This is a genomic window from Acinetobacter sp. 226-1 (genome assembly GCF_030329325.1).
Taxonomy (GTDB): Bacteria; Pseudomonadota; Gammaproteobacteria; order Pseudomonadales; family Moraxellaceae; genus Acinetobacter; species Acinetobacter sichuanensis.
This window is the reverse complement of sequence record NZ_JACANU010000004.1, coordinates 1-23,579: the sequence shown is the minus strand read 5'-3', so window position 1 is coordinate 23,579 and position 23,579 is coordinate 1. Positions and strand designations below refer to the sequence as shown.

The following is a 23,579-nucleotide window of genomic DNA, read 5'->3' as shown; positions in this document are numbered from 1 at the left end:
CAATGGCAACCCTGTTTAAGACCCTAAAACAGGACTGGTCAATTTCAGCTACAGTTGCTGGTTTCTTAGCAGTCTTGATTTCGTACTCAGGTCCACTCATTATCTTTTTCCAAGCAGCACAACAAGCCAATGTCAGTAATGCCATGATGATTTCATGGATCTGGGGCATTTCTATTGGTGCTGCGGTTGCTGGAATATTTTTATCCATTAAGTTTAAAGTTCCTGTGATCACAGCTTGGTCTGCTCCCGGAACAGCTTTATTGGTCACACTATTTCCACATATCTCACTCAATGAAGCTGTTGCTGCATATATCACGTCCGCAGTGATTATTTTCTTGATTGGAATTTCAGGTTCTTTTGATAAATTACTCAAATGGATTCCACAAGATGTTGCCGCAGGCATGATGGCAGGTATTTTATTTCAGTTTGGGCTAGGCTTATTTAAAGCCACAGACACCATGCCAATGATTGTTTTTGGCATGCTTTTGGTTTATTTGGTGGCAAAAAGACTCAGCCCTCGTTATGCCATGGTTTTTGTGCTTGTTTCAGGTGTGATTTTAAGTTTAGCTTTAGGCAAAATGAATCCCGTTGATGTCGATTTTTCTCTCGCTATTCCACAATTCATCATGCCTGAATGGACTTGGAACTCAACGCTTAACCTTGCTATTCCGCTGACATTGGTGAGCTTATCTGGGCAATTTCTACCCGGTATGGCGATTATGAAGTTAAGTGGCTACGATACCCCTGCTAAACCGATCATCACAGCAACCAGTCTGGCATCTATGGCTGTTGCATGCGTAGGTGGAATTACCATTGTTCTTGCCTCGATTACTGCGGCACTTTGTATGGGTAAAGATGCACATGAACTGAAAGAAAAGCGTTATATTGCAGGGATTGCCAATGGTATTTTTTATATATTAGGTGGTTTATTTGCAGGAAGTATTGTGATGCTTTTTACATTATTACCCAAAGAGTTAGTCGCTGCATTAGCAGGTTTAGCCTTACTGGGTGCGATTGCGATTAACATCTCTGCTGCAATGAAAAATGAAAGTCAACGTGATGCTGCTTTACTGACTTTTTTAGCAACGGCTTCAGGGATGAGCTTCTTAGGTCTCAGTTCAGTATTTTGGGGCATTTGTATTGGTATCGTGGCACATGTGATTTTGACACAACGTCAAAAATTAACACAAAGCCAGACTGAAGCTGCCAGTTCAAAATAAAAAATAGTATGAAGCTCACTCAAATCAGTTTTGGGTGGGCTTTATTCTTGCTCAGTTTTACCATGAATATAATGCCAATGTTTTTGATAAGTTGAACTAAATCTACCGATAAACTGAGAAGAACAGTCGATCTCAGACTTGGGTTTAAAATAACCCTGATCAACCGCCCAATCATATACTGGATAATCCAGAATATATTCCGTTAAAATCCCACTTAAATTATTTTTCTCAATCCACTCTGTAGCTTGTACTATATTTGAAAATACAGCCGAGCTAAATGTTGCCCGTTCTCCCTGAAAAATATAAACATTTTTATTCACAATCAGCCTCCATTATTTCTAGTTCAGTATCAACTGTATAATGTTGTCTGACTTCAATCATAATACTTGGCATGATGATTCGCCTATTTAAAATATATTTTCATTATTGAACGCAGTTATAACAAATGCATTATTTTTATTACAACTAAACCAAAAAGCATGCAATCTATGTAGAAAAAGCCCAATTTCTAAAAATTAGGCTTTTATGTCATCAAAAACAATCAATTACAACAATGGCAATACCGAAGGTACGATGTCATGAATCGTTTTACCTTGACAAGACTCACCCAAGGCTGACATTTTCCAAGCACCATTATGACGATATACTTTCGCAATAATCAAAGCAGTATAATTACCTTGTGCTGACAAATTATATTTTGCAACTTCAGTATTATTTGTTTCATCGACTAAACGGCAAAAGGCATTCTCTACTTTTTCAAAAGTTTGACCACGGAAGCTACTAATCGTAAATACGATTTGCTGAACTTGATCAGGAACACGCGTCAAATCTACAAAGATTTTCTCGTCATCACCATCGCCTTCACCTGTTAAGTTGTCACCAGAATGCTGAATACTGCCATCACGACTACGAAGCTGAGCAAACCAAACATTATCAAGCACTTGTTTATTGGCATCAAATAAAATTGCCGAAGCATCTAAATCAATAGAGCCACCGCCGCCACCAAATAGACCACCTAAAAAGCCACCGCCTTTAGCCACGTCCCAACCTGCACCCAAATAAATTTTTGTTAATGAAGAACCATCTGGTTTTTCTAACGAAATTTTTTGACCTTTTACTAGACTAATACCCATTTATTGTTTCCTTCAGTTTGAGTTTCCACGACCTAAAGCCGATGCCAACCATTGTAAATAACTTGCACGATTTCTAGAGCATACAATCACTTTGCCATGCCCACGAAACTTAATCACTAAACCTTCACCGCTGGTTAAGCTATTAAAAATATTGCCAACAATACCACCGCCACCTGAAGTCGGCATACCAATGTTATAGTTTAAAGACGCATCCCAAGCTGCAACATGACCATTATCAATGGTGACCTCGCCTTGTTCAGGGGTAATATCTAACTCAAGCAAGGTACCACTGCCTGAAATACAGACTTGCCCCTGCCCACCTGTTTCCATCACCACAAAGCCACCTGTACCGCCAAATAATGCACCACCAATATTACTCTGTACTTTTGCTTTAATATTGGTACGTTCAGTTGCAGCGACAAATGCACCATCTGACAAAATATATTGACGTTGCCCAACATCTAAAATTTGCATATCGCCATCTAAATTTGGTGATAACAGACATTCACCATCTCCATTTGAAGCTTTGATTTGCTGCTGAAACAAAGATTCGCCTGAGGTAAATTTACGCATAAACGCCTGAAATACACCGCCACGTAACTTACCTGTCACTTCGAGATTTTGCTCCACCATGACCATGGCATCCGATTCACAATAAATCGATTCACCACGTTTCATACTGACATGTAAAAAAGGTTCTGGACTACCAACTAAGGTAAATGTTGCCATTGCTCTTTGTCCTACTTGATTATATTTTTTTGTTGCGCAGCTTTGAGCCACATTGGAAATTCATTTAATAACAAATCATAAAGTTGCGACTCAGGCATACTGTCGATATTGTCCATTGCAAAAAAATTACAATTATCAATCACACGTCCCGACATCTCATCTAACTGTTCTAAGACACCATAGTTTCGACCACCAATGCCCACAAACTGCCAAAAAATTGCTTGATTGGATATATCTTTTAAAATTTGTTTAATTTTTTTAGTTTCAGATACGCCGCCATCTGAAATAAACACCACATAAACAGGCAAATCGGATGGGCTTTCTTGAATAAAATAATCAATCACCGCATTCAGTGCCGCAGGTTCATTATTAAAACGTGCGCCAGCATCCCATTTTTTATGCCCGCCCTGTTCTGTGTTGATATAGTTTTTTAAATTACCTAAATGTACATCGCTTAAACGTAAAGCATGCTGTGCAAATGCCCAACATTCAAAACTGCCATCATCATCAAAATTCACCGCTAAAGGCATAATCCGATCAAGGACTTTTTGTACATCACCTTTTTTATATTGCTGATTCATTGAACCTGAATAGTCTAGAACAAGTGCTACCCGTGCTTTCACATTGAGTAAATTATTCTTTTCTAAACTGATTAAAGATTTTTTAGTGAGTTCTAAAAGCTGTGGGGCAGATTTCTCAATTTTATCTAACACTACTTTTTTCTTTAAATCTAAAGTCGATGTCGTTGCAGGTACATGGTTTTGAGTTACGGTATTTTCGATAGGAGAAGCAGCAGTTTCATCTGCAACTTCACCACCAAAATGCTCAACCAATGCTTTTAAACCACCATTAAAACCTTGCCCAACCGCCGCCATGCGCCAAGCGTCATTTTTAAAGTAGATTTCACACAACATAGCCGCTTTTTCTTGCTGAAAATGAGCACTATTTAATTGATAATGTGCTACAACTTGCTGCTCAGCATTGACTAACTCAACTTGAATAGATTGGATATGATTTAAAGTCGTTTGATCTGTTGTCGCACAAATCACAAAACGGGGCGTTTTTTCAGTATCAATTTGACTGAGATCAAATTTAAAAATATGTTGCTGTGCTTGCTGAACATATTGCACTTCATTTTCAGGCGTTTTTGGCTGATTATAAAAAGTCATATAATCATCATGATAAAGCTGACCATGTCGCCCTAAGCCAAAGCTAGAAATATCAATTTCAAAACTTGCTTGCACTTGAACACGTACACTCAATTCTGATGTAGATTGTAACAGTTGGGTCAGTGCGAACTTTTGTCCTGAAACCAGTTGCATATATCATTCTCTATTTTAGTACTTGAAAATAATCGATTTAAAACGATTTTTATAAAATACAAAGACTGTCAAATTATTTTCAAGTACTAAAAGATTGCTCTTTTAGTACTCTGTTTTATACTGTTTTTACAGATTAAACGGCAACACCGTAGCTTGCAGCCAATGCGCCTAAGCCACCGTTAAAGCCTTGACCTACAGCTTTGAATTTCCACTCACCGCTGTGACGGTATAATTCACCAAAAATCATCGCAACTTCAGTGCTACCATCTTCAGATAAGTCAAAACGCGCAAGCTCTTCACCGTTCGCATCTTGGTTGATGACACGGATATAAGCACGGTCAACTTGACCAAAGTTCTGACCGTTTTGTTGACCTTCGTGAATGGTAACTGCAAAGACAACTTTCGCAATATTTGCAGGAACTTTAGACAAGTCTACAGAAATCGTTTCATCATCACCGTCGCCATCACCTGTACGGTTATCACCTTGATGCGTTACAGAACCACATGGAGATACTTTTTGGTTAAAGAAAATAAAATCGCCATCACCTGTGACTTTGCCATTTTCATCTGTTAAAAATGCGACTGCATCTAAGTCAAATGCTTTACCATCAGTTACACGTGGGTTCCAACCTAAACCTAAATCTACTTTATTCATCGTAGGTGCAGTTTTAGATAAGTTAATGTTACCGCCTTTAGATAAGCTAATCGCCATGTCTTAATTTCCTTCTTGTGTTGATTCTAACTTTTGCTGTTTCTTGCTATACGAAATTGATGATAATACCGCCCATACAATAAACGCTACACCAATCAATCCTGTTACAACTTCAGGTACATGCACACCTGTACCACTTGCGAGCATAATCAATGCTAAAGCACCAATCGCATAATGCGCACCATGCTCTAGATATACATAGGCATCCAATGTGCCTTTTTCAACTAGGTAAATGGTCATAGAACGAACAAACATCGCACCTATTGCCAAACCTAACATAATCACAACAACATCATTGGTAATTGCAAATGCACCAATGACCCCGTCAAAACTAAAAGATGCATCTAACACTTCTAAATACAAGAAGCCACCAATACCACCTTTTACGACCGTACCTGTAACTGTTGCGTTGCCATTTGAAGATTTTTCATCTTCATCTTCGTCATCAGAACCGCTGCCTTCAAGTAAGTGCCCAATGACCTGCACACCCACATAGACCACGATTCCCCAGATTCCTGCCATAACCACAACTAAACGCTGTGCTTCTGGTACAAAACCTGCGATCACCAACAATACAACCAGTGAAATAAAAACTGAAATTGCTTGAATGCTACCTAAATCTGCTAATTTAGACTCGATCCAATGAAACCAATGTTCATCTTTTTCATCATCAAAGAGGAAGTTTAAAAAGACCAATAATAGGAAAATACCACCAAAGGCAGCAATTTCAGCATGATGATCCATCAATTTTTCAGAATAAGTTTTAGGGTCATTCAGTGCTAACTTAGCCACTTCAACCATACTCATATCTGCGGTTACACCAACAATGAGCAATGGAAAAACCAGTCGCATACCAAATACAGCAACGATGATTCCGACAGTTAAGAATAACTTACGCCAAAACATATCCCAATGTTTAAGTACGGAAGCATTCACAACGGCATTATCAAATGACAATGACACTTCCATAATGGCTAAAATACCCGTAATTGCCAATACTTTAAACATCATCATCAGACCTGCATCAGGTCCGTGAGTAAATCCCCAATATGCTGAAATTGCTAAACAGATAATGGTGAATAAGATCGAAAATCTAAAATGCTTCATTCATTCCACTCAACGTTTAGATGCTAATGCCATATTGATGGCACATTGCACGCAAACCACCAGCATAACCCTGACCTACGGCACGGAATTTCCATTCACCGTTATGACGATACAATTCACCAAATACCATTGCTGTTTCAGTTGAATAATCTTCATTCAAGTCAAAACGAACGATTTCGACTTGACTTTGATCATTAACAATACGAATAAATGCATTTTGTACTTGACCGAAGTTTTGACCACGTTGCTCTGCATCATGAATCGTCACCGTAATCGCAATTTTTTGAATATCCGCAGGTACTAAACCCAAGTTAATTTTGACGGATTCATCATCACCATCGCCATCACCTGTACGGTTATCGCCTGTATGTTCCACAGAACCTTCAGGAGAGCGTGTTTGGTTATAGAAAATAAAGTCATGTTCACCACGAACCTTATCGTTTGCGCCCAATAAAAATGCTGAAGCGTCTAAGTCAAAATCCGCACCATCTGTTGCACGAGCATCCCAACCTAAACCCACAAGTACTTGTGATAATGATGGGTCTGTTTTACTTAGTGATAAATTACCACCTTTATTTAAAGTAATAGCCATGTATTTCTACCCTTTCTCTTATGAACTTAAATATAAAAAATAAATCAAATTTTAATCTTTAGATCCTTGTGTCCAACGGAAGCCAAACCTGTAATGCTGATCTAAATATTGTTGATCTTTAAAATAACGCACCTCACGATTTGCCTGAATACTACCCGCGATATTTTTTAACTCAACAATAGCGCAAGTCGTCAAATGATTACCATCGGTTAAACGCACTTCAATTTCAGGCTGATTTGGGATACGAATCGTCACGACACCATCTGTTGCAGCCCATTGTGCTGCACCCGAATAAATATAGGTATAGATCACTACACGCTCAATTTCATCCCAACGATCACCATTAATATGCAAGTTCTCGCCTGTCGTCACGGCGCCAGTACGATCATCACCATCTAAATAAATGAATGGCGGACGATCATAATGTCCAAACTGATTACCCAATGGCTGTACCAATGCAATCTGACCGCCTTTGAACTGAATCATTGCACCCAAATCGAGATCGACTGTTTTATTTCCACCCACTAACTTCTTAAAAAATGAACCAGATTGGGCTTGTTGCCCTTGATTCCAGTTTAGATTTACTGAAATTTTACCGAAACCTGAGCCTTTTTTAGTCAGGTTAATACTTGAATTGGTTTTGTCTAATTTAATTTTAGATAAATTTAAACTTGAGCTTGGCGTTGGCGTTGGCGTTGGCGTTGGCGTTGGCGTTGGCGTTGGCGTTGGCGTTGGCGTTGGCGCAGCTTGTGTTGTTTCTGCTGCTATTTCAACACCAAAATTTTCAGCGAGTGGTTTTAACCCACCATTAAAACCCTGATTCACAAAACGAAATTTCCACTTTTCATTATGCTTATAAACCTCAGCCAAAATCAAAGCTTTCTCAGACTTTTGCTGAGTTTCCACAATTGCTGTTGCAACTGTTTGCCCATTTTCCTGTAACTCGATATGAATTGGAGCAAGTACATGAACTGCATGCGGTTCATTTAAAGTGGCACAAATTGCAATTTTACTGATTTGAGGATCAATTAAAGCCGTATTAAAGCTTAATTTACTCTGATAAGGTGCTTTACTGTTGGATTCAGTTAAGATCACACTTTGATTCGTGGTCTGTTTTTGTCCGTAGAAAATCATATCCTGATCACCACGAACTTTTTGTGTGGTTTTGTTTAACAAATAAGCGGTGATGTCTAAATCGACATGCGCTGGGACATTTGTTTTTATTAAAATTTCAACATTTTGTTGATTTAGTCCAATATTACTACCTGCAATCAATTGCATATTATCCTCAAAGCCATTGTTATAAATCTATAAAAAGTGAATTTCCCAATGAAATCAAAATTTAAATTACTCTGATTTAATATATTTGAATAACTCATTTTTATCATAAAAATGTGACATACCAAAGCATATAATTCTTTTTTTTAACAAAAATATAAACAAAGCAGCTTTAAAAAAAGATTGCAAGTGATTCTATTTTAATTATATATTGCAAAAGATTTTAATAATTGATCACCTAGCTTCTGAGATAATTTTTTGTAATTGTTTTATTTTCTCTTATATCGAGAAATATACAAAATAATATCCAAGAAATTTATTATTAAACTTTAATTTTTTTAAATTTAACTTACTTGAGAATAAAACTGACTGTGAAAAATTATTTTACTGTTTGGATTGCTGAAAGTTTTTCCTGTCAAAAAGATATTATTGCTGCTTTAAAAAATTCCACTTTAAACACTCAACTGCATATCATCTGTTCACACAATTTGCAGCGCCCTGAGCTGTTAAATATCGCAGATTTATTTATACATCAACCACCTATTGAAGAGTCAGCAGCATGGTTGTTAGAACAATGTATTTTTCACAAAGTTCATCTGTTATTTTGTGGTAAAAGAGCCCAATACATTGAACCTTATCGTGAACAATTTAGACAACATAATATTCAATTGGTTACAGGTGCATCGTCCTTAGCTGAACTTGAACTTATGGATGATAAATACGCTTTTACAGAAAAATGTAAAGCATTAAATTTACCCTATATTCCTGCATTTAAAGTAGATTCAACGACAAGTTTAAAAAATGCCATTGAAGCTGCTCAAGCACAGTTTGGTGAAATTTGTGCCAAACCTGTACATGGCGTATATGGAGCAGGCTTTGTACATTTAAAAAATGATATTGATTATTTTCAACACTTTAAATCACCTTTTGTTGCCAATACACAACAATTTATCGAAGCGTATGCACAGCTTCAACAAGGTATTGAATACTTGATTATGCCCTACTTGAATGGTGAAGAGTGTTCTGTTGATATTGCTTGTGATCATGGTAAAGTTTTGGCACAAGTCACACGTATTAAACATCAATTTCATCAAGTGTGTTTTTTAGATCATCCTTGTCATGAAATTTGCACACAACTCGTTCAACATTTTAATTGCGACGGTTTAATTAATATTCAGTTTAAACAAGACCAACATCAAAAATGGCATATTTTAGAAATTAATGCACGTCCTGCGGGCGGATTTGCATATACCCAGCATACTGGGGTGAATTTAGTGGCAGAACTTTTTGCACAAAAATTAGGCTTGGATTTAACTCGTGAGGCACCGCTTTCACCTGTCAAAGTATTGCCTTTAGTACAAAGCTTTAAAATGGATTAAGATTAATTAATGAAAGAAATTGAATTAAGTCGTGGTTGTATTCGTGTTTCAGTTCGTCAACATCATCCTGATTGGGATTTAGATCATTTATTAGATTTTGCAGAAAGAATTAATCCTAAACGCGCATTTTTGTTTGTTTCCAAAGTCTTAGGCAAACATATTCCTGTTGCACCATCAACAATGCAGCGGAGTTATGCTGATTTATCTGCTTTAATTCCTAAAGACCTTCCTTATCCGATTTCAGTGATTGGGATGGCTGAAACGGCGGTAGGTCTAGGTGCAGGCATTTATCGTGAGTTAAAACAAGATTTTGCTGAGAATGCTTTATTTTTAACTACAACACGTCATCCTGTTGATGCTCTACCCACTTTAGGATTATTTTTAGAAGAACACAGTCATGCACAAGATCAATTTATCTTAAGCAGTCATGATCCTAAAAAACATCAGCATATTATTGATTCTAAAACGCTCATTTTAGTTGATGATGAGATTTCAACTGGCAAAACTTTTAAAAATCTCATTTTAAGTTTACAAAAAGCAGGTTTAGCACAAGTTGAACGTATTATTTTAGTGACTTTAGTGAATTGGGCAGAACAACATTTAGATGACTTAGATGTTGGTGTTCCAATTGAAGTAGTGTCTTTGTTACATGGGCATTGGCAATGGCAAGATAATGATAAAGCCATTGAGATTCATATGCCTGATGTGAATAAAACCAATCAGGAAGCACAGAAAATTATTGCTCCACATAACTGGGGGCGTGAACCTAGCTTTTTAGACTGTACAGCATGGTCTAACGTCAAACTTAAACATCCTCATGAAAAAATTCTAGTTTTAGGCTCAGGTGAGTTTAGTTGGATTCCCTTTTTACTTGCAGAACAATTAGAGCAACAAGGTGCTGAAGTTTATTATAGCTCTACAACACGCTCTCCTATTATGCAAGGACATGCCATCCAAAGCATTTGCTCATTTACTGACAACTATGGGCTTAATATTAATAATTACGCTTATAACGTGAAACATCAAAAATTTGACCGCGTTTTATTGGTCGTTGAAACAGAAAAAAATAGTGTAGATCCTGCACTTTTTGCACAAATTGAAAATTTAGAAGTGATTAGCTATGAACCATAAGCCATTAATTTTTGTTGATTTAGACGATACTTTATTTCAAACCAATCGTAAATCGACACCCACAGATTTGCATAAAATTGCAACGACTGATATTAGTGGACAGCCTTTATCGTATATGAAACCTAAGCAACAGATTTTTGTGAATTGGCTATTTGCATCTGCTGAGGTTGTTCCTGTCACCGCCCGTTCTGTAGAAGCCTTAAAACGTGTACATTTACCATTTCAATATGGTGCGGTATGCTCACATGGTGGCACAATCATTGACCATCAACAAAATATTGATCAAGATTGGTTTAATATTCAACAACAAGCTGTTGCACAATTCAATGAATTATTACATGAATTACCTGATATTTTACTAAAAACTGCACAAGATTTAGGCTCAATCCGCACTTGGACAGTCGAAGAAAATGGGCTAAAAATATATTCAGTCGCTAAACAAAATCAGCCAGAGACTGGTTTGTTCTTAGATCAATTGGTTGAACATTTACCAGCCGAAGTGATTGAGCATTGTTATATTCATATCAATGGCAATAATTTAGCGGTTATTCCAAAATTTGTTTCGAAACAAAAAGCAGTTGAATTTTTTATTGAAAAACATGATCCAAAAGGCGAACGTGCTATTTTAGGTTGGGGCGATAGTCTCTCAGATGCAGGTTTTTTAAGCTGCTGTGATTGGTTTGGCATGCCAAAAAATAGTCAACTCGACCAATTTTTAGCACAAAACCTCATCAATGATCACCGACAGAAAGGATTCTTAGGACATGTCTAATTTAAATGATATCAACCCAATCTTAGCTGATTTAGGTTTTCATGGTTCTTATCGCCCAGAAGATATTACATTTTTACTCAATATTACTCAGATCAAAGCGACCCCTGTCGCAGAAAAAGAACGACTGATTCAATCGGGTAAAAAACACTACTCAGAAATGATTAGTGAAGAAAAAGCGCCAACGGCTGAACATTTAAAACATTTTCAGCATGCATTTGTACATGGCGCGGAACGTTTGGCACAAGAAGTACAGCAACTTGGTCAAGCTTTGATGACTCGTTTTCCAAAGCAACCGATTATTTTAGTCAGCTTAGTCCGTGCGGGTATTCCTTTAGGTGTCTTGTTAAAACATTGCATTGCGAAACAACAACAATGTTTTCATTATGGTATTAGTATTATTCGAGATCGTGGTATAGATTTTGCTGCTTTAAATGCCATTATCCAACAACATGGTGCTGAAAATATTGTTTTTGTTGATGGTTGGACAGGTAAAGGTGCTATTTGCCGTGAATTAACAAAAAGTTTACAAGATTATCCTGCATTGTTTGATGAAGGTTGGACTATTCCTCGCCTTGTTACCTTATCCGATTTAGGAGGATATTCATGGTTAAGTGCTAGTTGTGATGACTGGCTTATTCCTTTTGGTATTTTAGGTTCAGTGATTTCAGGTTTAACATCTCGTAGCATTTTAAGGGAGGAGATTTTACAAACCGAAGCTGAACAAGATTGTTTTAATCCTGCAAAATGGCATGATTGTATCATTTACAACCACCTACAAGATCATGATTTATCTGTAAAATTTATTCAAGATATTTTAAAAATTATTGATACACAACATCTTCAATCTAGCATTGAATGGAACAATGACATTCGTCTACAGCAACAACAACTTTGTTTAAGTACAGTTGATTGGATTGCTAAACAATATGAAATTGAAAATATTAACCATATTAAACCAAGTATTGCTGAAGCCACACGTGCTGTTTTACGCCGCGTTCCTGAAAAAATTTTAATTCGCGATGAAAACAATCCACATGTTCAATTATTGCTGCATTTTGCACAACAACAAAATGTTCCTATCGATATTTTAGGTTCTCGTTTAGGTCCATATCATGCGGTGACCTTAATAAAAAAAGTTGGAAAATAAAATCATGAAACAATTACAACATGCTATAGAACTTGGCGCGACCATGTATATTCCCGCAACTCATGAAAATTTATGGGAAGTCACCCAAGGTATAAAATTTCCAAATTTAAAATCTATTGCAGTCTGTTTAGAAGATGCTGTGTTAGAAAAAGATGTACAAACGGCTATGGTCAATTTAAAAGCGTTATTACAACGCCGTTCTGAACATCCAGACTTCAAAGCACCTGCTGTTTTTATCCGACCACGTCATATTGAAATGGCAAAATATATTGTTGACTGGGATTTTAATCACACAATCAGTGGAATGATTTTACCTAAGTTTACCTTACATAATTTAATGCAATGGATGGAGGTTTTACCCTCACACATTCATCTTATGCCAACATTTGAAACCAAAGAAATTTTTGATATGGGGCATAATGTTGAGTTACAACAAGCTTTAAAATATGACTTTCATAAAACCTTATGTTTAAGAATTGGTGGCAATGACCTATTGTCTTGCTTACATTTACGTCGACCTAAAAATACAACGATTTATCAAACACCTGTAGGTATGCTAATTTCACAATTAGCAGGTTTATTTATTCCTGCAGGTTTTCAGTTAAGTTCACCTGTATGTGAACATATTGAAAATACTCAGATTCTTTTAAGTGAACTCGAACAAGATATGAACAACGGTATTTATACCAAAACAGCAATTCATCCCTCTCAAATTGATTTCATTCACAAAGCTTTTCAGGTTTCTGTAGACGAATTTCAAGAAGCGCAACAAGTCCTAGCAATTGATGCTAAAAGTGTATTTAAAAGTCAGGGATCAATGCTTGAGCCTGCAACACATCGTAATTGGGCAGAAATGGTCTTATTACGCTATAAAACTTTTGGTTTAGATAAATCCAACCTAGCACATCAAAATGATGTGTTCAAATTAAATGCTTAAAACTTAAATAGCTAAAAATGGCGAAAATTTTCGCCATTTTTTTAAATCTATATTAAACAATAAGCGCTAAGCCTCAACCATTTGCACCACCACCAAACGCCCACCATCCTGTTTAGATAATAAAATTTGTGCGCCATCTGTAAGTTCTACTTTTCCACCAATTGGAATAGAAGTCTTGGTACGGACATCAGTCAAGTCAGGTAAGTCTTCATTGACCAACCACCAACGATCTTGATGTAATACAAAATACCCTTTACGTTTTGTTTGTTCAGCCGTTAAACGCTCATTTGGTGCAATCATACTATTGGCATGCCAAGCAAACAAAGACTGCCCTGTCCATACCATTAAACGATGGTTATCAGGACGATAACTTGAACCTTGTCGCGCTGAATATAAATTTAGAATAGGGAGTTTTCCTGTAAATGCTGTTTTACAAAATGGGCAACTCGGTTTTGTTGTATTATCAAATACATACCACTTATGACTACATGCTGAATTTAAACAGGGTTGTACCAAATCCACTGTTTTCACCAAAGCAATTTCCCATTCATTTGCTGAAGGACGCTTGCTAGGATCATGTAGACCATCAATAAAACTTCGATTAAATAACTCAGTTAAATAAGGTCCTGTCACAGTATAGGGAATTTGTGCGGGATCAGCCCAAGGTAACTGTGAAGGTTTGAGTTGATTCGCTTTTACTCGATTACTTTGATCTGTTGGATGCTCAACAAATAAAGCACGCTCTCCCATCGCTAGGTTTTCATCTTTTTGTGGATCATCTACATCATGAATTTTACCACCACGCAAAGGATGTCTATACAGTAAATACATATAAATCAATACTGCAAGTGCATGCTTATCTGTAGCAATACTGGGTAAAATACGCTGAGGATCGTGTTTAGATAAATGGCTTGTCATCACCACTTCAGGCGCAATAAAGTCTGGCGTTCCTACAACATCAGGTGGAAATTTCCCTGGTACAACCAAACCATCAACATCTATTACGCAGGCACTCCCTGTCACAGGATCTATCAACACATTTTTATAGGATAAGTCTGAATGTGCCAAACCTGCAGCGTGCATGCGACGTACTGCACGTGATATCAATATACTGATTTTTAAATAATTTAACCAAGTTCCTTTTTCTCGATCATCCAAGAAACGGTTTTGATTATTCGCACTTGCAAACCACTTTCCTTCTTTTTCTTTCCCTTTAATATTTAAAAAATCATTATTTTTTGAGCCATAATCAAAGAAAAACTGTTTTTTATACGTTGGAGCCGTAATTCCAAGTAGATTATTATGCTCAATCAAACCATCTGGCCAACAAAAAATATTTTTCCAATAATCGCCGCCTACACCATTAAAAATACCTTGCCATTTATTACCCACAATTTCTTTTAAGCGGTCTTTTTGCTGTTCAAATGCAGCTTTAGACTCATAAAATTTATTTTTTTCTTTACTAAAAAAACATACAACATAACTACGATCAGGTGAAAAATAGACATCTTTCATGGCACCTGATCCAATCACCTCATCTACAAATTCGATTGGACGTCCATCAACTGTAGTACATTTTACGATTTTTGCCGACATTGCTTGACTACCTGATTTTTAAATATTTTTAGTTCAAAACTAGATTATTTTCCACAACCCGTACTATTTTTCAGAAGATTTCTTCCATAATGCCGCTAAAGTACGATCATCATGATGCCCTGTTTTAAAGAAATGCATCCATTCTAAAAGCGCTTGCTCAGGTTGAGTTTGAGCAAAAATAGGTTGTAATTCTGCATATAAATCTAGCCATTTTTGCTGATTTGCCAAACCCGCATCTGTTTCAAAAACTGGATCTGAAATACCATCGGTCATTAGCAATACGGCATTTAAATCTTTAAAACAGCCAATTTTAATACGACTACCTAACTCATGATGAATACTACGATCTAAAAACTTAGTCTGCCCTGCATATTCACCACCATCAGCAACATTCATCATACGTACCATATCATCACTGAGAACAGCAATAGCGCCGTCTCCAACCGAAAAAGTACTGATTAGATTTTTTTCAGGATGTTGATAAATCACCGCAACCAAAAGTGTGGTCGAAAATGCTTTCGCTGCAACATTCATTTCTTGTGCAAGTTGATCGAGTTGCGTCAAAATAGAACGATAAATTTCATAATATACATTATAAAATTGTTGGTTTAATTTATTCGCAATACGTTGTGTTTCAGCTTCTTGCGGCTGATCTACTTGCCATAACTTAATATCAGCATCCAAAGCATCAATCGTATATTCATTAAAATATCGTTGAAATTCTTTTTGTACAATCTCTACAGCAACACGAGAACCTTCACGAGAATATTCAGCACTTCCTGCTCCATCTGCAACGGCTAAAATAGACCAAGAGCTTTTTGCAATATGTGCAATACAAAAATCATCATCTCTAAAACTGCCCGCATGTTCATGTGAACGTCCACGACGACTTGCTGCAATTAATTGATAATTTTCTGTATCAATGCACAATTGATCCGTATGAAGTTTAATAAAAGCTTGACCTTCTTTAGGCTCTATCACTTTCCATAAACTACGAGGGTCTGGGATTACATTGATACGGCATTGTCCTGTATATATTTCATGATTCACACGATATTGAAATGAAAAATTAAACTCGTCAGCTTCAGTGGGTTGACCTTGAATACTTTGTGATGGTTCATCAAACTGAAATTGCTCATTGGGAAATTTAAAACTTTCAGTAATAAATTCAATATTTTCTGGTACTAATGTAGATATCACTTGAATTTTTGAACAATATTCTTGCCCTGCACGTGCATTATCTACTTGGAATTTTAACTCATTGATCATTTTTGATTTAAACACATCTGTGATCTCTGCTCTATTTTTTTCAATTTGTGCTTGTTGTTCAGGTACAGTACTGGCTTGCTCTGGATCAATTAAAATCTCACTTAATTTCAATTGATCTTGCTCATTTTGCTCTGTCTCTATAATAAGATGTTCTTGGGGCAATTCTAAATCAATTTTCTGGTCAAGCTGAGCGTCAAATAAAAGTGCTGTATTTTGTTCTAAATGATCTTGCTCTTTATCTTCTACATCTAAGTTATTTTTAGTTGGTTCAGGTTCAACCACAACGACCGCATTTTCAATATTTAAATCTAAGGCTTTGTCTATCATGGCATCTTGTGATGCGATTTCAGTTTTATTTTCAACTTGATGAGGTTCTGAAATCGTATTGAGTACAGGTTGTATTGAGCTTTGTTTTTTTAATTCAGAGATCAATCTAGATAATTGTTGTAACTGCTGCTCTGTTTTAAAGAAATCAATAAATTGTTCATCTAAACCAAGATCATTGACTGCTAAAATTTTTTTTATTTTACACGCTAACTCTTGCATAATATCCCTCTAAAATGACCCATTTTAAGATGCTCTAACCTTGCCCACGTGTTAGATCAAAATCGCCGCCCTCTGTGGAAAAGCTAATTTGACGATGACACCACGGACAAGTTACATACTCGCTATAGCCGTCATAACACATCAAATTACCACAACCACACATCGCAAAAGCGGTATCGGCATAACAGTGTGGGCATTGCGACCAACCTTCTAATTTTGAAGTATTAATTTGTGGTTTTTCTGCACTATGATCTGTCCAACTAAAATACTCTTCACTAATGGCTTCACAGGCTTCTAACTTAAAATTATAAAGATTAATATTTAAATCAGATAAACCGCCATATTGTAAATTTCGGCTATATTTTAAAAGATAAGGATGATGTAATTTTTGACAACGTCCAACAAATGTGACAACTCGATCATCAGCATGACTTTTTCTAAATGTTAATTTTGATTTGGCTAAATTCATATAACGCTGATCAAGTGGAAGCAACTCTTCGGCATTTTGAAATTTTGCTACACTCACACTTTGTGATACGACTGATGCACTAATCCACTTACATAAACCTTTGACATATTCATGATCAATTTGATCGACTGAAATACAATGTTCTGTTAATTCTTTTAAAATTGAAAAATCAACATCTTGCCCCAATCCAATGACAATCATCGTCACTCGATGACCATATTGAGCTTTCCATTCTTGAATCGCACTTTGATACTCATCCGTAGGGCGACCATCGGTAAATAAGTAAACGACGGGTTTCCAATCGCCTTTGACATCTGCTGTGGTTTTAATCACTGAGCGATCAATTTCTCTGCCTAAATGCTGTAAGGCTTTACCTAAATGTGTTCCGCCACCTAAGGGTAATTCACATTTTTGATAAGCAAATAACTCTGTTAATGGGACTAAAGTTCGTACAATACCAGCATAAGCAATGACAGAAATATATACAGTTTCTAAAGCATAAGGGTCGGTGCGTAGACTACTCATAATAAAATCTACCCCCTCTTGCACTGCTTTTAAGGGTTGCCCAGCCATAGACTCTGAACAATCAATCATAAAAAATACTGGTAGTCGACGCATAAAATCACCCTTTTATTGTTATTCGTTGCCTATTATAAAATCTGTATTTGAGTGTAAATTTAAAATCAGAAAATCATGACACTACAGATATACAATCAGTAAAAACTGTTCAGTCACGTCTATTACAACACCAATTGGATCTCAGAAGGTGGTGGTGGCAATTCAATATTATCAACAACACCAGCACTACTACTTCCCGCAACAACGCTCGCTGATACCCATTTAAAAAAACTCGCAAAAGAACTTGAGTCCATCGAATCCAACACAACCACTTGTGAAGTCAGTTGCTGTAAAGCTTCAGTTTTTGCTTTAGGTCCTGCGGCACATGCAACAATTGTAGCAAAATTAAGTTGTTGGATCGTTGGGATGATTTGCTGATACGCATAAACATCTGAAGGTGAGCCATCAGTCATTAAAAAAAGTAAAGGTCGCCAGTCTCCTTTTTGATCTTCTGTACTTTTTTTAATATTTTTTTGCACATCTTCAGCCAATAATTCAAGTGCAGCACCCATAAACGTTGCACCAACACTTGGAACTTCAATATCAGGCAATTGCACTTGATCTAAAGGTGTCAAAGGTAAATAAATCTTTGCTTGCATATCAAAAGTAATCACACTGAGATATACACTTTCAAGTGCATAAGGGTCTTGCCTTAATGCACTCAGCATCGACTGTAAACCAACATTTACAGAGTGAATGGGCTCTCCTCGCATAGAGCCAGAAGTATCCAATAAAATATAAACAGGGAGTCGACGCATATTATTCTCTATCTATTTAACGATTTAGGTCTAGTTTTAAACGTAATCTTTTAGCCATTCAACAAAATTATCTGAAGGTGAAGATGAACCTATCGCATTAAATTTCCAACCTGAATTTTCACGTACTAATTCAGCAAAAAGTAATGATCGTTGTTGTTCATACTGCCCTTGCCCTGATAAGTTAAAACGTACCATTTCTTTACCCGACGCATCAACAGCACGAATGAAAGCATTTTGTACCTGACCAAAATGTTGTTTATTTTTATTTCCTTCATAAATTTGCACAATAAAAACAATTTTATGATAAGCAGTTGATAATGAATTTAATTTCACAATAATTTGTTCATCATCACCATCACCCGCACCTGTTCGGTTATCTCCTGTTAACCAAATATGACCTGATGGATGTTTTAAATTATTGAAAAAAATTACATCACTATTATTTAATGTCGGATGCCCTGAAGCATCTCGCCCCAAATTTTGAACCTTGCCATTGTTATCACATAAAAAAGCGATGACATCTAAGTCGTATTCAGCAGTTTGCCCACCAAATAGTCCACCTAAAAAGCCTTTTTTCTGCTCAGCAATATCCCAACCTAATCCAATGGTTACCAATGACAAGTTATTGTCTGCTTTTTCTAATGAAAGACCTTGTCCTTTTGCGAGTGTAATTCCCACGTTATTTTCCTTTTTGTTTTTCGTTAAAAATTTGAGGGCAATTGAAACCTAGAATTTCATTGTCCAAGCCTATAAAGACTCAAAACTACAATACAACATTCACTTCTGGTGGCGGTGGTGGTAAATCACTTAAACCCGTCACTTCTTTTTGACCTGCATCTACTTTCTGACTGCCTGTTGAAATACTTGCAGATACCCATTTAAAAAATGCTTTGATGGTATTTGAGTCTGCTGTCGCTAACTCCACAACAACTTCTGTAATTTGCTTTAAAATTGCAGTTTCAGCATTGTGTCCTGCTGCACATGCAATCACCATACCTGTTTTAACTTTTTTTAATTTTTCAAAACCTTTTTTCCAGTCATCTGTGGGCGCACCATCTGTCATAATAAAAACCAATGGTTTCCAGTCTCCTCGTGTATCTGGCGTGGTTTTTTGGACTTCTCGTTCTATTTGATCTGCCAATAAAGACAGGGCTTCACCCAGTTGAGTTGTACCTGTTGCTTGTAAGTTAGGTGTATTAAACATGGCTAATTCAGTCAATGGCATTAACTGCTTTGCTTTGGTATCAAAACTAATAATCGAAAGATATGCGGTTTCTAAAGCATAAGGGTCTTGTCTTAAAGATGAAACCAACATTTCGACCCCATTTTTTACGGCTTCTATCGGCTCACCTAACATAGATCCTGAGGTATCTAGCAATAAATAAACAGGTAATCTTCTCATCATTCTGTCCTTTTTTATCAATTTTAAAATTTGTAATTAAAAGCATCTTAGCCTAAATATCAAAAATTAAAATAGAGAAATGTCCTGATTTTTTCATTTTTTATTAAATATCATTTTTCTTAATATACATTCAATAATGCAATGAACTCTATTCTTTTTTAAATAATTTTTATTGTTCAAATCACAAATTTGTCTTTTTAGGCTATAAATCAATCTTACTGAATCAAGCAATAAAAAAAGACCACAAATCGGTGGTCTTTTGCAAAATTGTCTTTTAATGGCTCAAATGAACTTCTGTTTTTCGTTCTTCTTGTGCTTTTTTAATCACTTGATAACCTCCTGTCAAACCTAAAACAGCCATAATTACTGCAACAATAATGTCAGGAAACATACTTCCTGTGCCAAAAACACCTATTGCCGCCATAATTACCGCAACATTTCCAATGGCATCATTACGACTACACAACCAGACTGAGCGCATATTTGAGTCACCATCACGAAATGCATATAACACAACCGCAGAAACCACATTTGCAATCAGTGCTAATATTCCTATTGCACCCATTGTTAATGCTTCAGGTGGAATGCCTTGTATATAAGCGTAAATGACTTTAACAATTACCACTAAACCAAAAGTTGCCATCACAATACCTTTAGCCAATGCAACAGTAGCACGCCAATATAAACTTGCACCTAAAACAGCCAAAGAAATGGCATAATTTACGGCATCACCAAAAAAATCGAGTGAGTCTGCCCATAACGCAGAAGAATGTGCATATGCACCACCAATTAACTCGACAAAAAACATAGCAAGATTAATCACCAACGCAATCCAAAGTGCTGTACGAAACTTGCTATTGGGTTGTTTAGGTGCAGGTTCATGACTACAAGTACATGCCATTTTCAAAGTCCTCATGATGTATTATTCTTATTCAAAACTATGAAGTAACTCCAAGGTCAAGCACAATGAAGACACATTATTTAATTAAAGATTTAGCCCTAAAAACTGGCTTAAGTTCCGATACCATCCGCTTTTATGAAAAGAGAAAATTGCTTCAACCCAGCTTTCGTGCAGCGAATAATTATCGCTATTATGATGAAAATAGCATCAAACGATTAGTCTTTATTAAACGTTGTCGAGCACTTGATATTTCATTATCAGAAATCCAAACCTTAATCGAACTTGAACAAAATCCAAATCAAAGCTGTGAAAAAGTCAATGTTATGATTGAAGATCATATTCAACAAGTTACTGATAAAATTGATGAATTAATAAAATTTCAATCACAACTGATTCAACTAAGAGCATCTTGCCCTAATTCACAAAGTATTCATCATTGTGAAATTTTAAAACAGCTTGAGGCTGAAAATTATTGAAATTCCTACTAATTTACTAGGTTGAATCATTTTTTTATCTGTCTACAATAAAAACCATAATTTTTTTATGCCTTTTATTTCATGACCATTTCTTACGTAACAGAACTTCTCTCTCCAGCAGGCTCGCTAAAAAATATGCGTTATGCCTTCGCTTATGGTGCAGATGCAGTTTATGCAGGTCAACCGCGTTATAGCTTGCGTGTTCGTAACAATGAATTTACTCATGAGCATTTAAAAACAGGCATTGAAGAAGCCCATGCTTTAACTAAAAAATTTTATGTTGTTGTGAATATTCAGCCACATAACGCTAAACTTAAAAATTTTATTCGAGATTTAACACCCATTATTGCGATGCAACCTGATGCTTTGATTATGTCAGATGCAGGATTAATTATGCTAGTCCGTGAGCATTTTCCTGATATGCCTATTCATTTGTCAGTTCAAGCCAATGCTGTAAATTGGGCAACAGTTCAGTTTTGGAAAAAAATGGGCTTAACTCGTGTGATTTTATCACGTGAATTATCACTCGAAGAAATTAAAGAAATTAAGCAAAATGTCCCTGATATGGAACTTGAGGTTTTCGTACATGGTGCACTTTGCATGGCTTATTCTGGTCGTTGCTTACTTTCAGGCTATATGAATAAACGTGATGCCAATCAAGGCGCTTGCACCAATGCTTGTCGCTGGGATTATAAAGTTCACGAAGCAGCAGAAGATGTACTTGGGGATGTTATTCCAGTTCAACAATTGGAGGCAACATCAAGCTGCTGCACCTATAAAGATGCCGACGAGCAACACGCCCAAAATCAAAATAAATTTGGCGAACCAGTTTTATTACAACGAAATCATGAAGATATGTTTGCCGCAGAAGAAGATGAACATGGCACATACTTTATGAATTCCAAAGACCTACGTGCTGTACAGCATGTAGAGCATTTAACTCAAATGGGAATCCATTCTTTAAAAATTGAAGGTCGTACCAAATCTTATTTTTATTGCGCACGTACTGCACAAATTTATCGTCAAGCGATTAATGATGCAATGGTAGGTAAAACCTTTGATTCTGCATTGATGACACAACTTGAAGGCTTAGCAAATCGTGGTTATACCGAAGGCTTTTTACGTCGTCACATACATTCTGAATATCAAAATTATGAAACAGGTTCATCACGTTTTGAGCATCAACAATTTGTTGGTGAAATACTGGAACGACATGAAAATTACTTGAAAATTGATGTGAAAAATCGTTTTGTTGTGGGTGACTCATTAGAGTTGATGACAACCTCAGGCAATATCACTTTTGAACTCACTGAAATGTATGACCAGCAAGGCAATACTATTACGGCTGCTAAAGGTTCAGGGCATATTGTGAATATTCCAACACCTGCGGAGGTAGATATGAGTTTTGCTCTACTTATTCGTAACTTACCTCATTCAAATACTGATATTTCTGCTGCTTCTTTAGCTTATAAGGCGAGTTAGTTATGGCTTTATGTATTACTAATGAATGTACCAATTGTGACATGTGTGTACCAGAATGTCCTAATCAAGCGATTTTTGAAGGTGAAAAAATTTATGAAATTGATGTTGAGCGTTGTACAGAATGCGTCGGTTTCTATGAACATCAAACATGTATTGCAGTTTGCCCCATTGAATGCATAAAACCACATCCAGAATATCGTGAAACACAGGCACAACTCTTAGAAAAGTTTCATGGTCTTAATTTATGGAATAAATAAAAGCATAAAAAACAACCACAAATAATAAAGAAATTGTGAATAGCAATTTCATTCAGTCAAAAACAAAAAAATTGTAGGGGAAACGAAAGCCACATGTTATTGGGGAAATTTGGGGAACATGTGGCTTTCAATTTATTTAAAATCTAAATTTTATTCGACATAAAAAAAGGAATTGAGCTGTTAGGTACTCAATTCCTATCAAGAGGAAATCTAAGTCTGATCAGCCAAAGTCTATAAATACTAACTTTGGCTGCTTTTCCAATTACTGACCAGAACGAATAATATAATCAAAGGCAGATAAAGAGGCTTTAGCACCTTCACCCGCAGCAATGATGATTTGCTTATA

24 protein-coding genes and 1 pseudogene are annotated in these 23,579 nt (G+C 36.3%); 9 read left to right on the top strand and 16 right to left on the bottom strand.

The window, feature by feature from the left end:
• Positions 1–2 precede the first annotated feature (2 nt).
• A complete protein-coding gene (gene benE, locus HX124_RS08790; protein ID WP_286382296.1) occupies positions 3–1,220 on the top strand; it encodes a benzoate/H(+) symporter BenE in 1,218 nt (405 codons plus the stop codon).
• 41 nt (positions 1,221–1,261) lie between these two features.
• Here benE and HX124_RS08785 read toward each other — a convergent pair whose 3' ends face one another.
• The 8 genes from HX124_RS08785 to HX124_RS08750 form a co-directional block, all read right to left on the bottom strand.
• Positions 1,262–1,540 carry a DUF7710 domain-containing protein gene (locus HX124_RS08785; protein WP_286382295.1) on the bottom strand — a complete coding sequence of 93 codons (279 nt, stop codon included), beginning with the start codon at positions 1,538–1,540 and terminating at the stop codon, positions 1,262–1,264.
• A 225-nt stretch (positions 1,541–1,765) separates the two neighbouring features.
• Positions 1,766–2,353 (bottom strand): TerD family protein, encoded by a 588-nt coding sequence (locus HX124_RS08780; RefSeq protein ID WP_286382294.1) that lies wholly within the window; start codon positions 2,351–2,353, stop codon positions 1,766–1,768.
• Between the two features lie 12 nt (positions 2,354–2,365).
• Positions 2,366–3,082 carry a TIGR00266 family protein gene (locus tag HX124_RS08775; protein WP_286382293.1) on the bottom strand — a complete coding sequence of 239 codons (717 nt, stop codon included), beginning with the start codon at positions 3,080–3,082 and terminating at the stop codon, positions 2,366–2,368.
• 11 nt (positions 3,083–3,093) lie between these two features.
• Positions 3,094–4,404: a vWA domain-containing protein gene (locus tag HX124_RS08770; protein ID WP_286382292.1), complete on the bottom strand. Its 1,311-nt coding sequence runs from the start codon at positions 4,402–4,404 to the stop codon at positions 3,094–3,096.
• A 133-nt stretch (positions 4,405–4,537) separates the two neighbouring features.
• The gene (locus HX124_RS08765; RefSeq protein ID WP_107008669.1) at positions 4,538–5,116 is read right to left on the bottom strand and encodes a TerD family protein; all 579 of its coding nucleotides are present in this window, start codon (positions 5,114–5,116) and stop codon (positions 4,538–4,540) included.
• 3 nt (positions 5,117–5,119) lie between these two features.
• Positions 5,120–6,223 carry a DUF475 domain-containing protein gene (locus HX124_RS08760; RefSeq protein WP_107008668.1) on the bottom strand — a complete coding sequence of 368 codons (1,104 nt, stop codon included), beginning with the start codon at positions 6,221–6,223 and terminating at the stop codon, positions 5,120–5,122.
• A gap of 16 nt (positions 6,224–6,239) precedes the next feature.
• The gene (locus HX124_RS08755; protein ID WP_107008667.1) at positions 6,240–6,815 is read right to left on the bottom strand and encodes a TerD family protein; all 576 of its coding nucleotides are present in this window, start codon (positions 6,813–6,815) and stop codon (positions 6,240–6,242) included.
• A 51-nt stretch (positions 6,816–6,866) separates the two neighbouring features.
• Positions 6,867–8,096 carry a TerD family protein gene (locus HX124_RS08750; RefSeq protein WP_286382291.1) on the bottom strand — a complete coding sequence of 410 codons (1,230 nt, stop codon included), beginning with the start codon at positions 8,094–8,096 and terminating at the stop codon, positions 6,867–6,869.
• Positions 8,097–8,464: 368 nt separating this feature from the next.
• On the opposite strand from HX124_RS08750, the gene HX124_RS08745 reads away from it, so the two are divergent.
• The 5 genes from HX124_RS08745 to HX124_RS08725 are packed head-to-tail and all read left to right on the top strand — an operon-like array spanning position 8,465 to position 13,459.
• The gene (locus HX124_RS08745) at positions 8,465–9,472 is read left to right on the top strand and encodes an ATP-grasp domain-containing protein (RefSeq protein WP_286382290.1); all 1,008 of its coding nucleotides are present in this window, start codon (positions 8,465–8,467) and stop codon (positions 9,470–9,472) included.
• Between the two features lie 9 nt (positions 9,473–9,481).
• The gene (locus tag HX124_RS08740; protein ID WP_286382289.1) at positions 9,482–10,603 is read left to right on the top strand and encodes a phosphoribosyltransferase domain-containing protein; all 1,122 of its coding nucleotides are present in this window, start codon (positions 9,482–9,484) and stop codon (positions 10,601–10,603) included.
• On the top strand, positions 10,593–11,375 hold the full coding sequence (locus HX124_RS08735; RefSeq protein ID WP_286382288.1) for an HAD family hydrolase: 783 nt from the start codon (positions 10,593–10,595) through the stop codon (positions 11,373–11,375). Before HX124_RS08740 ends, HX124_RS08735 begins: the two co-directional genes overlap by 11 nt.
• Entirely contained in the window at positions 11,368–12,522 is a 1,155-nt protein-coding gene (locus HX124_RS08730) for a cysteine protease StiP domain-containing protein (RefSeq protein WP_286382287.1), read from the top strand. The genes HX124_RS08735 and HX124_RS08730 overlap by 8 nt, the downstream gene beginning before the upstream one ends.
• 4 nt (positions 12,523–12,526) lie before the next feature.
• The gene (locus HX124_RS08725; RefSeq protein WP_286382286.1) at positions 12,527–13,459 is read left to right on the top strand and encodes an HpcH/HpaI aldolase/citrate lyase family protein; all 933 of its coding nucleotides are present in this window, start codon (positions 12,527–12,529) and stop codon (positions 13,457–13,459) included.
• A 66-nt stretch (positions 13,460–13,525) separates the two neighbouring features.
• Here the strand turns inward: HX124_RS08725 and HX124_RS08720 are convergent, their stop codons facing one another.
• The 7 genes from HX124_RS08720 to HX124_RS08690 form a co-directional block, all read right to left on the bottom strand.
• Entirely contained in the window at positions 13,526–15,055 is a 1,530-nt protein-coding gene (locus HX124_RS08720) for a helix-hairpin-helix domain-containing protein (RefSeq protein ID WP_286382285.1), read from the bottom strand.
• A gap of 63 nt (positions 15,056–15,118) precedes the next feature.
• Complete coding sequence (locus tag HX124_RS08715) at positions 15,119–16,870, bottom strand: PP2C family serine/threonine-protein phosphatase (protein ID WP_286382284.1); 1,752 nt, start codon at positions 16,868–16,870, stop codon at positions 15,119–15,121.
• A gap of 34 nt (positions 16,871–16,904) precedes the next feature.
• A complete protein-coding gene (locus HX124_RS08710) occupies positions 16,905–17,957 on the bottom strand; it encodes a TerY-C metal binding domain-containing protein (protein WP_286376903.1) in 1,053 nt (350 codons plus the stop codon).
• A 122-nt stretch (positions 17,958–18,079) separates the two neighbouring features.
• Positions 18,080–18,715, bottom strand: a complete 636-nt coding sequence (locus HX124_RS08705; protein ID WP_286376904.1) for a vWA domain-containing protein — start codon at positions 18,713–18,715, stop codon at positions 18,080–18,082.
• Between the two features lie 36 nt (positions 18,716–18,751).
• A complete protein-coding gene (locus HX124_RS08700) occupies positions 18,752–19,393 on the bottom strand; it encodes a TerD family protein (protein ID WP_107008657.1) in 642 nt (213 codons plus the stop codon).
• A gap of 85 nt (positions 19,394–19,478) precedes the next feature.
• Complete coding sequence (locus HX124_RS08695; protein WP_107008656.1) at positions 19,479–20,117, bottom strand: vWA domain-containing protein; 639 nt, start codon at positions 20,115–20,117, stop codon at positions 19,479–19,481.
• 274 nt (positions 20,118–20,391) lie between these two features.
• Positions 20,392–21,018 carry a cation efflux transmembrane domain-containing protein gene (locus tag HX124_RS08690; protein WP_107008655.1) on the bottom strand — a complete coding sequence of 209 codons (627 nt, stop codon included), beginning with the start codon at positions 21,016–21,018 and terminating at the stop codon, positions 20,392–20,394.
• 65 nt (positions 21,019–21,083) lie between these two features.
• Between HX124_RS08690 and HX124_RS08685 the strand changes: the two genes are divergently transcribed.
• From HX124_RS08685 to HX124_RS08675, 3 genes are all read left to right on the top strand, one after another.
• Entirely contained in the window at positions 21,084–21,494 is a 411-nt protein-coding gene (locus HX124_RS08685) for a Cd(II)/Pb(II)-responsive transcriptional regulator (RefSeq protein WP_107008654.1), read from the top strand.
• 81 nt (positions 21,495–21,575) lie between these two features.
• The gene (gene trhP, locus HX124_RS08680) at positions 21,576–22,976 is read left to right on the top strand and encodes a prephenate-dependent tRNA uridine(34) hydroxylase TrhP (RefSeq protein WP_286382283.1); all 1,401 of its coding nucleotides are present in this window, start codon (positions 21,576–21,578) and stop codon (positions 22,974–22,976) included.
• Between the two features lie 2 nt (positions 22,977–22,978).
• Complete coding sequence (locus HX124_RS08675; RefSeq protein WP_286382282.1) at positions 22,979–23,233, top strand: YfhL family 4Fe-4S dicluster ferredoxin; 255 nt, start codon at positions 22,979–22,981, stop codon at positions 23,231–23,233.
• A 262-nt stretch (positions 23,234–23,495) separates the two neighbouring features.
• On the opposite strand, the pseudogene HX124_RS08670 reads toward HX124_RS08675, so the two are convergent.
• Positions 23,496–23,579: pseudogene (locus HX124_RS08670) on the bottom strand (FAD-dependent oxidoreductase); the annotation flags it as partial.

Excerpts from the sequence above, each read along its gene's own strand:
- HX124_RS08695 (WP_107008656.1), bottom strand. The coding sequence starts at position 20,117 with ATGAGAAGATTACCTGTTTATTTATTGCTAGATACCTCAGGATCTATG.
- HX124_RS08685 (WP_107008654.1), top strand. The coding sequence starts at position 21,084 with ATGAAGACACATTATTTAATTAAAGATTTAGCCCTAAAAACTGGCTTA.
- HX124_RS08690 (WP_107008655.1), bottom strand. The coding sequence starts at position 21,018 with ATGGCATGTACTTGTAGTCATGAACCTGCACCTAAACAACCCAATAGC.
- HX124_RS08770 (WP_286382292.1), bottom strand. The coding sequence starts at position 4,404 with ATGCAACTGGTTTCAGGACAAAAGTTCGCACTGACCCAACTGTTACAA.
- HX124_RS08705 (WP_286376904.1), bottom strand. The coding sequence starts at position 18,715 with ATGCGTCGACTCCCTGTTTATATTTTATTGGATACTTCTGGCTCTATG.
- HX124_RS08730 (WP_286382287.1), top strand. The coding sequence starts at position 11,368 with ATGTCTAATTTAAATGATATCAACCCAATCTTAGCTGATTTAGGTTTT.
- trhP (WP_286382283.1), top strand. The coding sequence starts at position 21,576 with ATGACCATTTCTTACGTAACAGAACTTCTCTCTCCAGCAGGCTCGCTA.
- HX124_RS08725 (WP_286382286.1), top strand. The coding sequence starts at position 12,527 with ATGAAACAATTACAACATGCTATAGAACTTGGCGCGACCATGTATATT.
- HX124_RS08740 (WP_286382289.1), top strand. The coding sequence starts at position 9,482 with ATGAAAGAAATTGAATTAAGTCGTGGTTGTATTCGTGTTTCAGTTCGT.
- benE (WP_286382296.1), top strand. The coding sequence starts at position 3 with ATGGCAACCCTGTTTAAGACCCTAAAACAGGACTGGTCAATTTCAGCT.
- HX124_RS08710 (WP_286376903.1), bottom strand. The coding sequence starts at position 17,957 with ATGCGTCGACTACCAGTATTTTTTATGATTGATTGTTCAGAGTCTATG.
- HX124_RS08735 (WP_286382288.1), top strand. The coding sequence starts at position 10,593 with ATGAACCATAAGCCATTAATTTTTGTTGATTTAGACGATACTTTATTT.
- HX124_RS08715 (WP_286382284.1), bottom strand. The coding sequence starts at position 16,870 with ATGCAAGAGTTAGCGTGTAAAATAAAAAAAATTTTAGCAGTCAATGAT.
- HX124_RS08755 (WP_107008667.1), bottom strand. The coding sequence starts at position 6,815 with ATGGCTATTACTTTAAATAAAGGTGGTAATTTATCACTAAGTAAAACA.
- HX124_RS08720 (WP_286382285.1), bottom strand. The coding sequence starts at position 15,055 with ATGTCGGCAAAAATCGTAAAATGTACTACAGTTGATGGACGTCCAATC.
- HX124_RS08765 (WP_107008669.1), bottom strand. The coding sequence starts at position 5,116 with ATGGCGATTAGCTTATCTAAAGGCGGTAACATTAACTTATCTAAAACT.
- HX124_RS08750 (WP_286382291.1), bottom strand. The coding sequence starts at position 8,096 with ATGCAATTGATTGCAGGTAGTAATATTGGACTAAATCAACAAAATGTT.
- HX124_RS08760 (WP_107008668.1), bottom strand. The coding sequence starts at position 6,223 with ATGAAGCATTTTAGATTTTCGATCTTATTCACCATTATCTGTTTAGCA.
- HX124_RS08675 (WP_286382282.1), top strand. The coding sequence starts at position 22,979 with ATGGCTTTATGTATTACTAATGAATGTACCAATTGTGACATGTGTGTA.
- HX124_RS08780 (WP_286382294.1), bottom strand. The coding sequence starts at position 2,353 with ATGGGTATTAGTCTAGTAAAAGGTCAAAAAATTTCGTTAGAAAAACCA.
- HX124_RS08775 (WP_286382293.1), bottom strand. The coding sequence starts at position 3,082 with ATGGCAACATTTACCTTAGTTGGTAGTCCAGAACCTTTTTTACATGTC.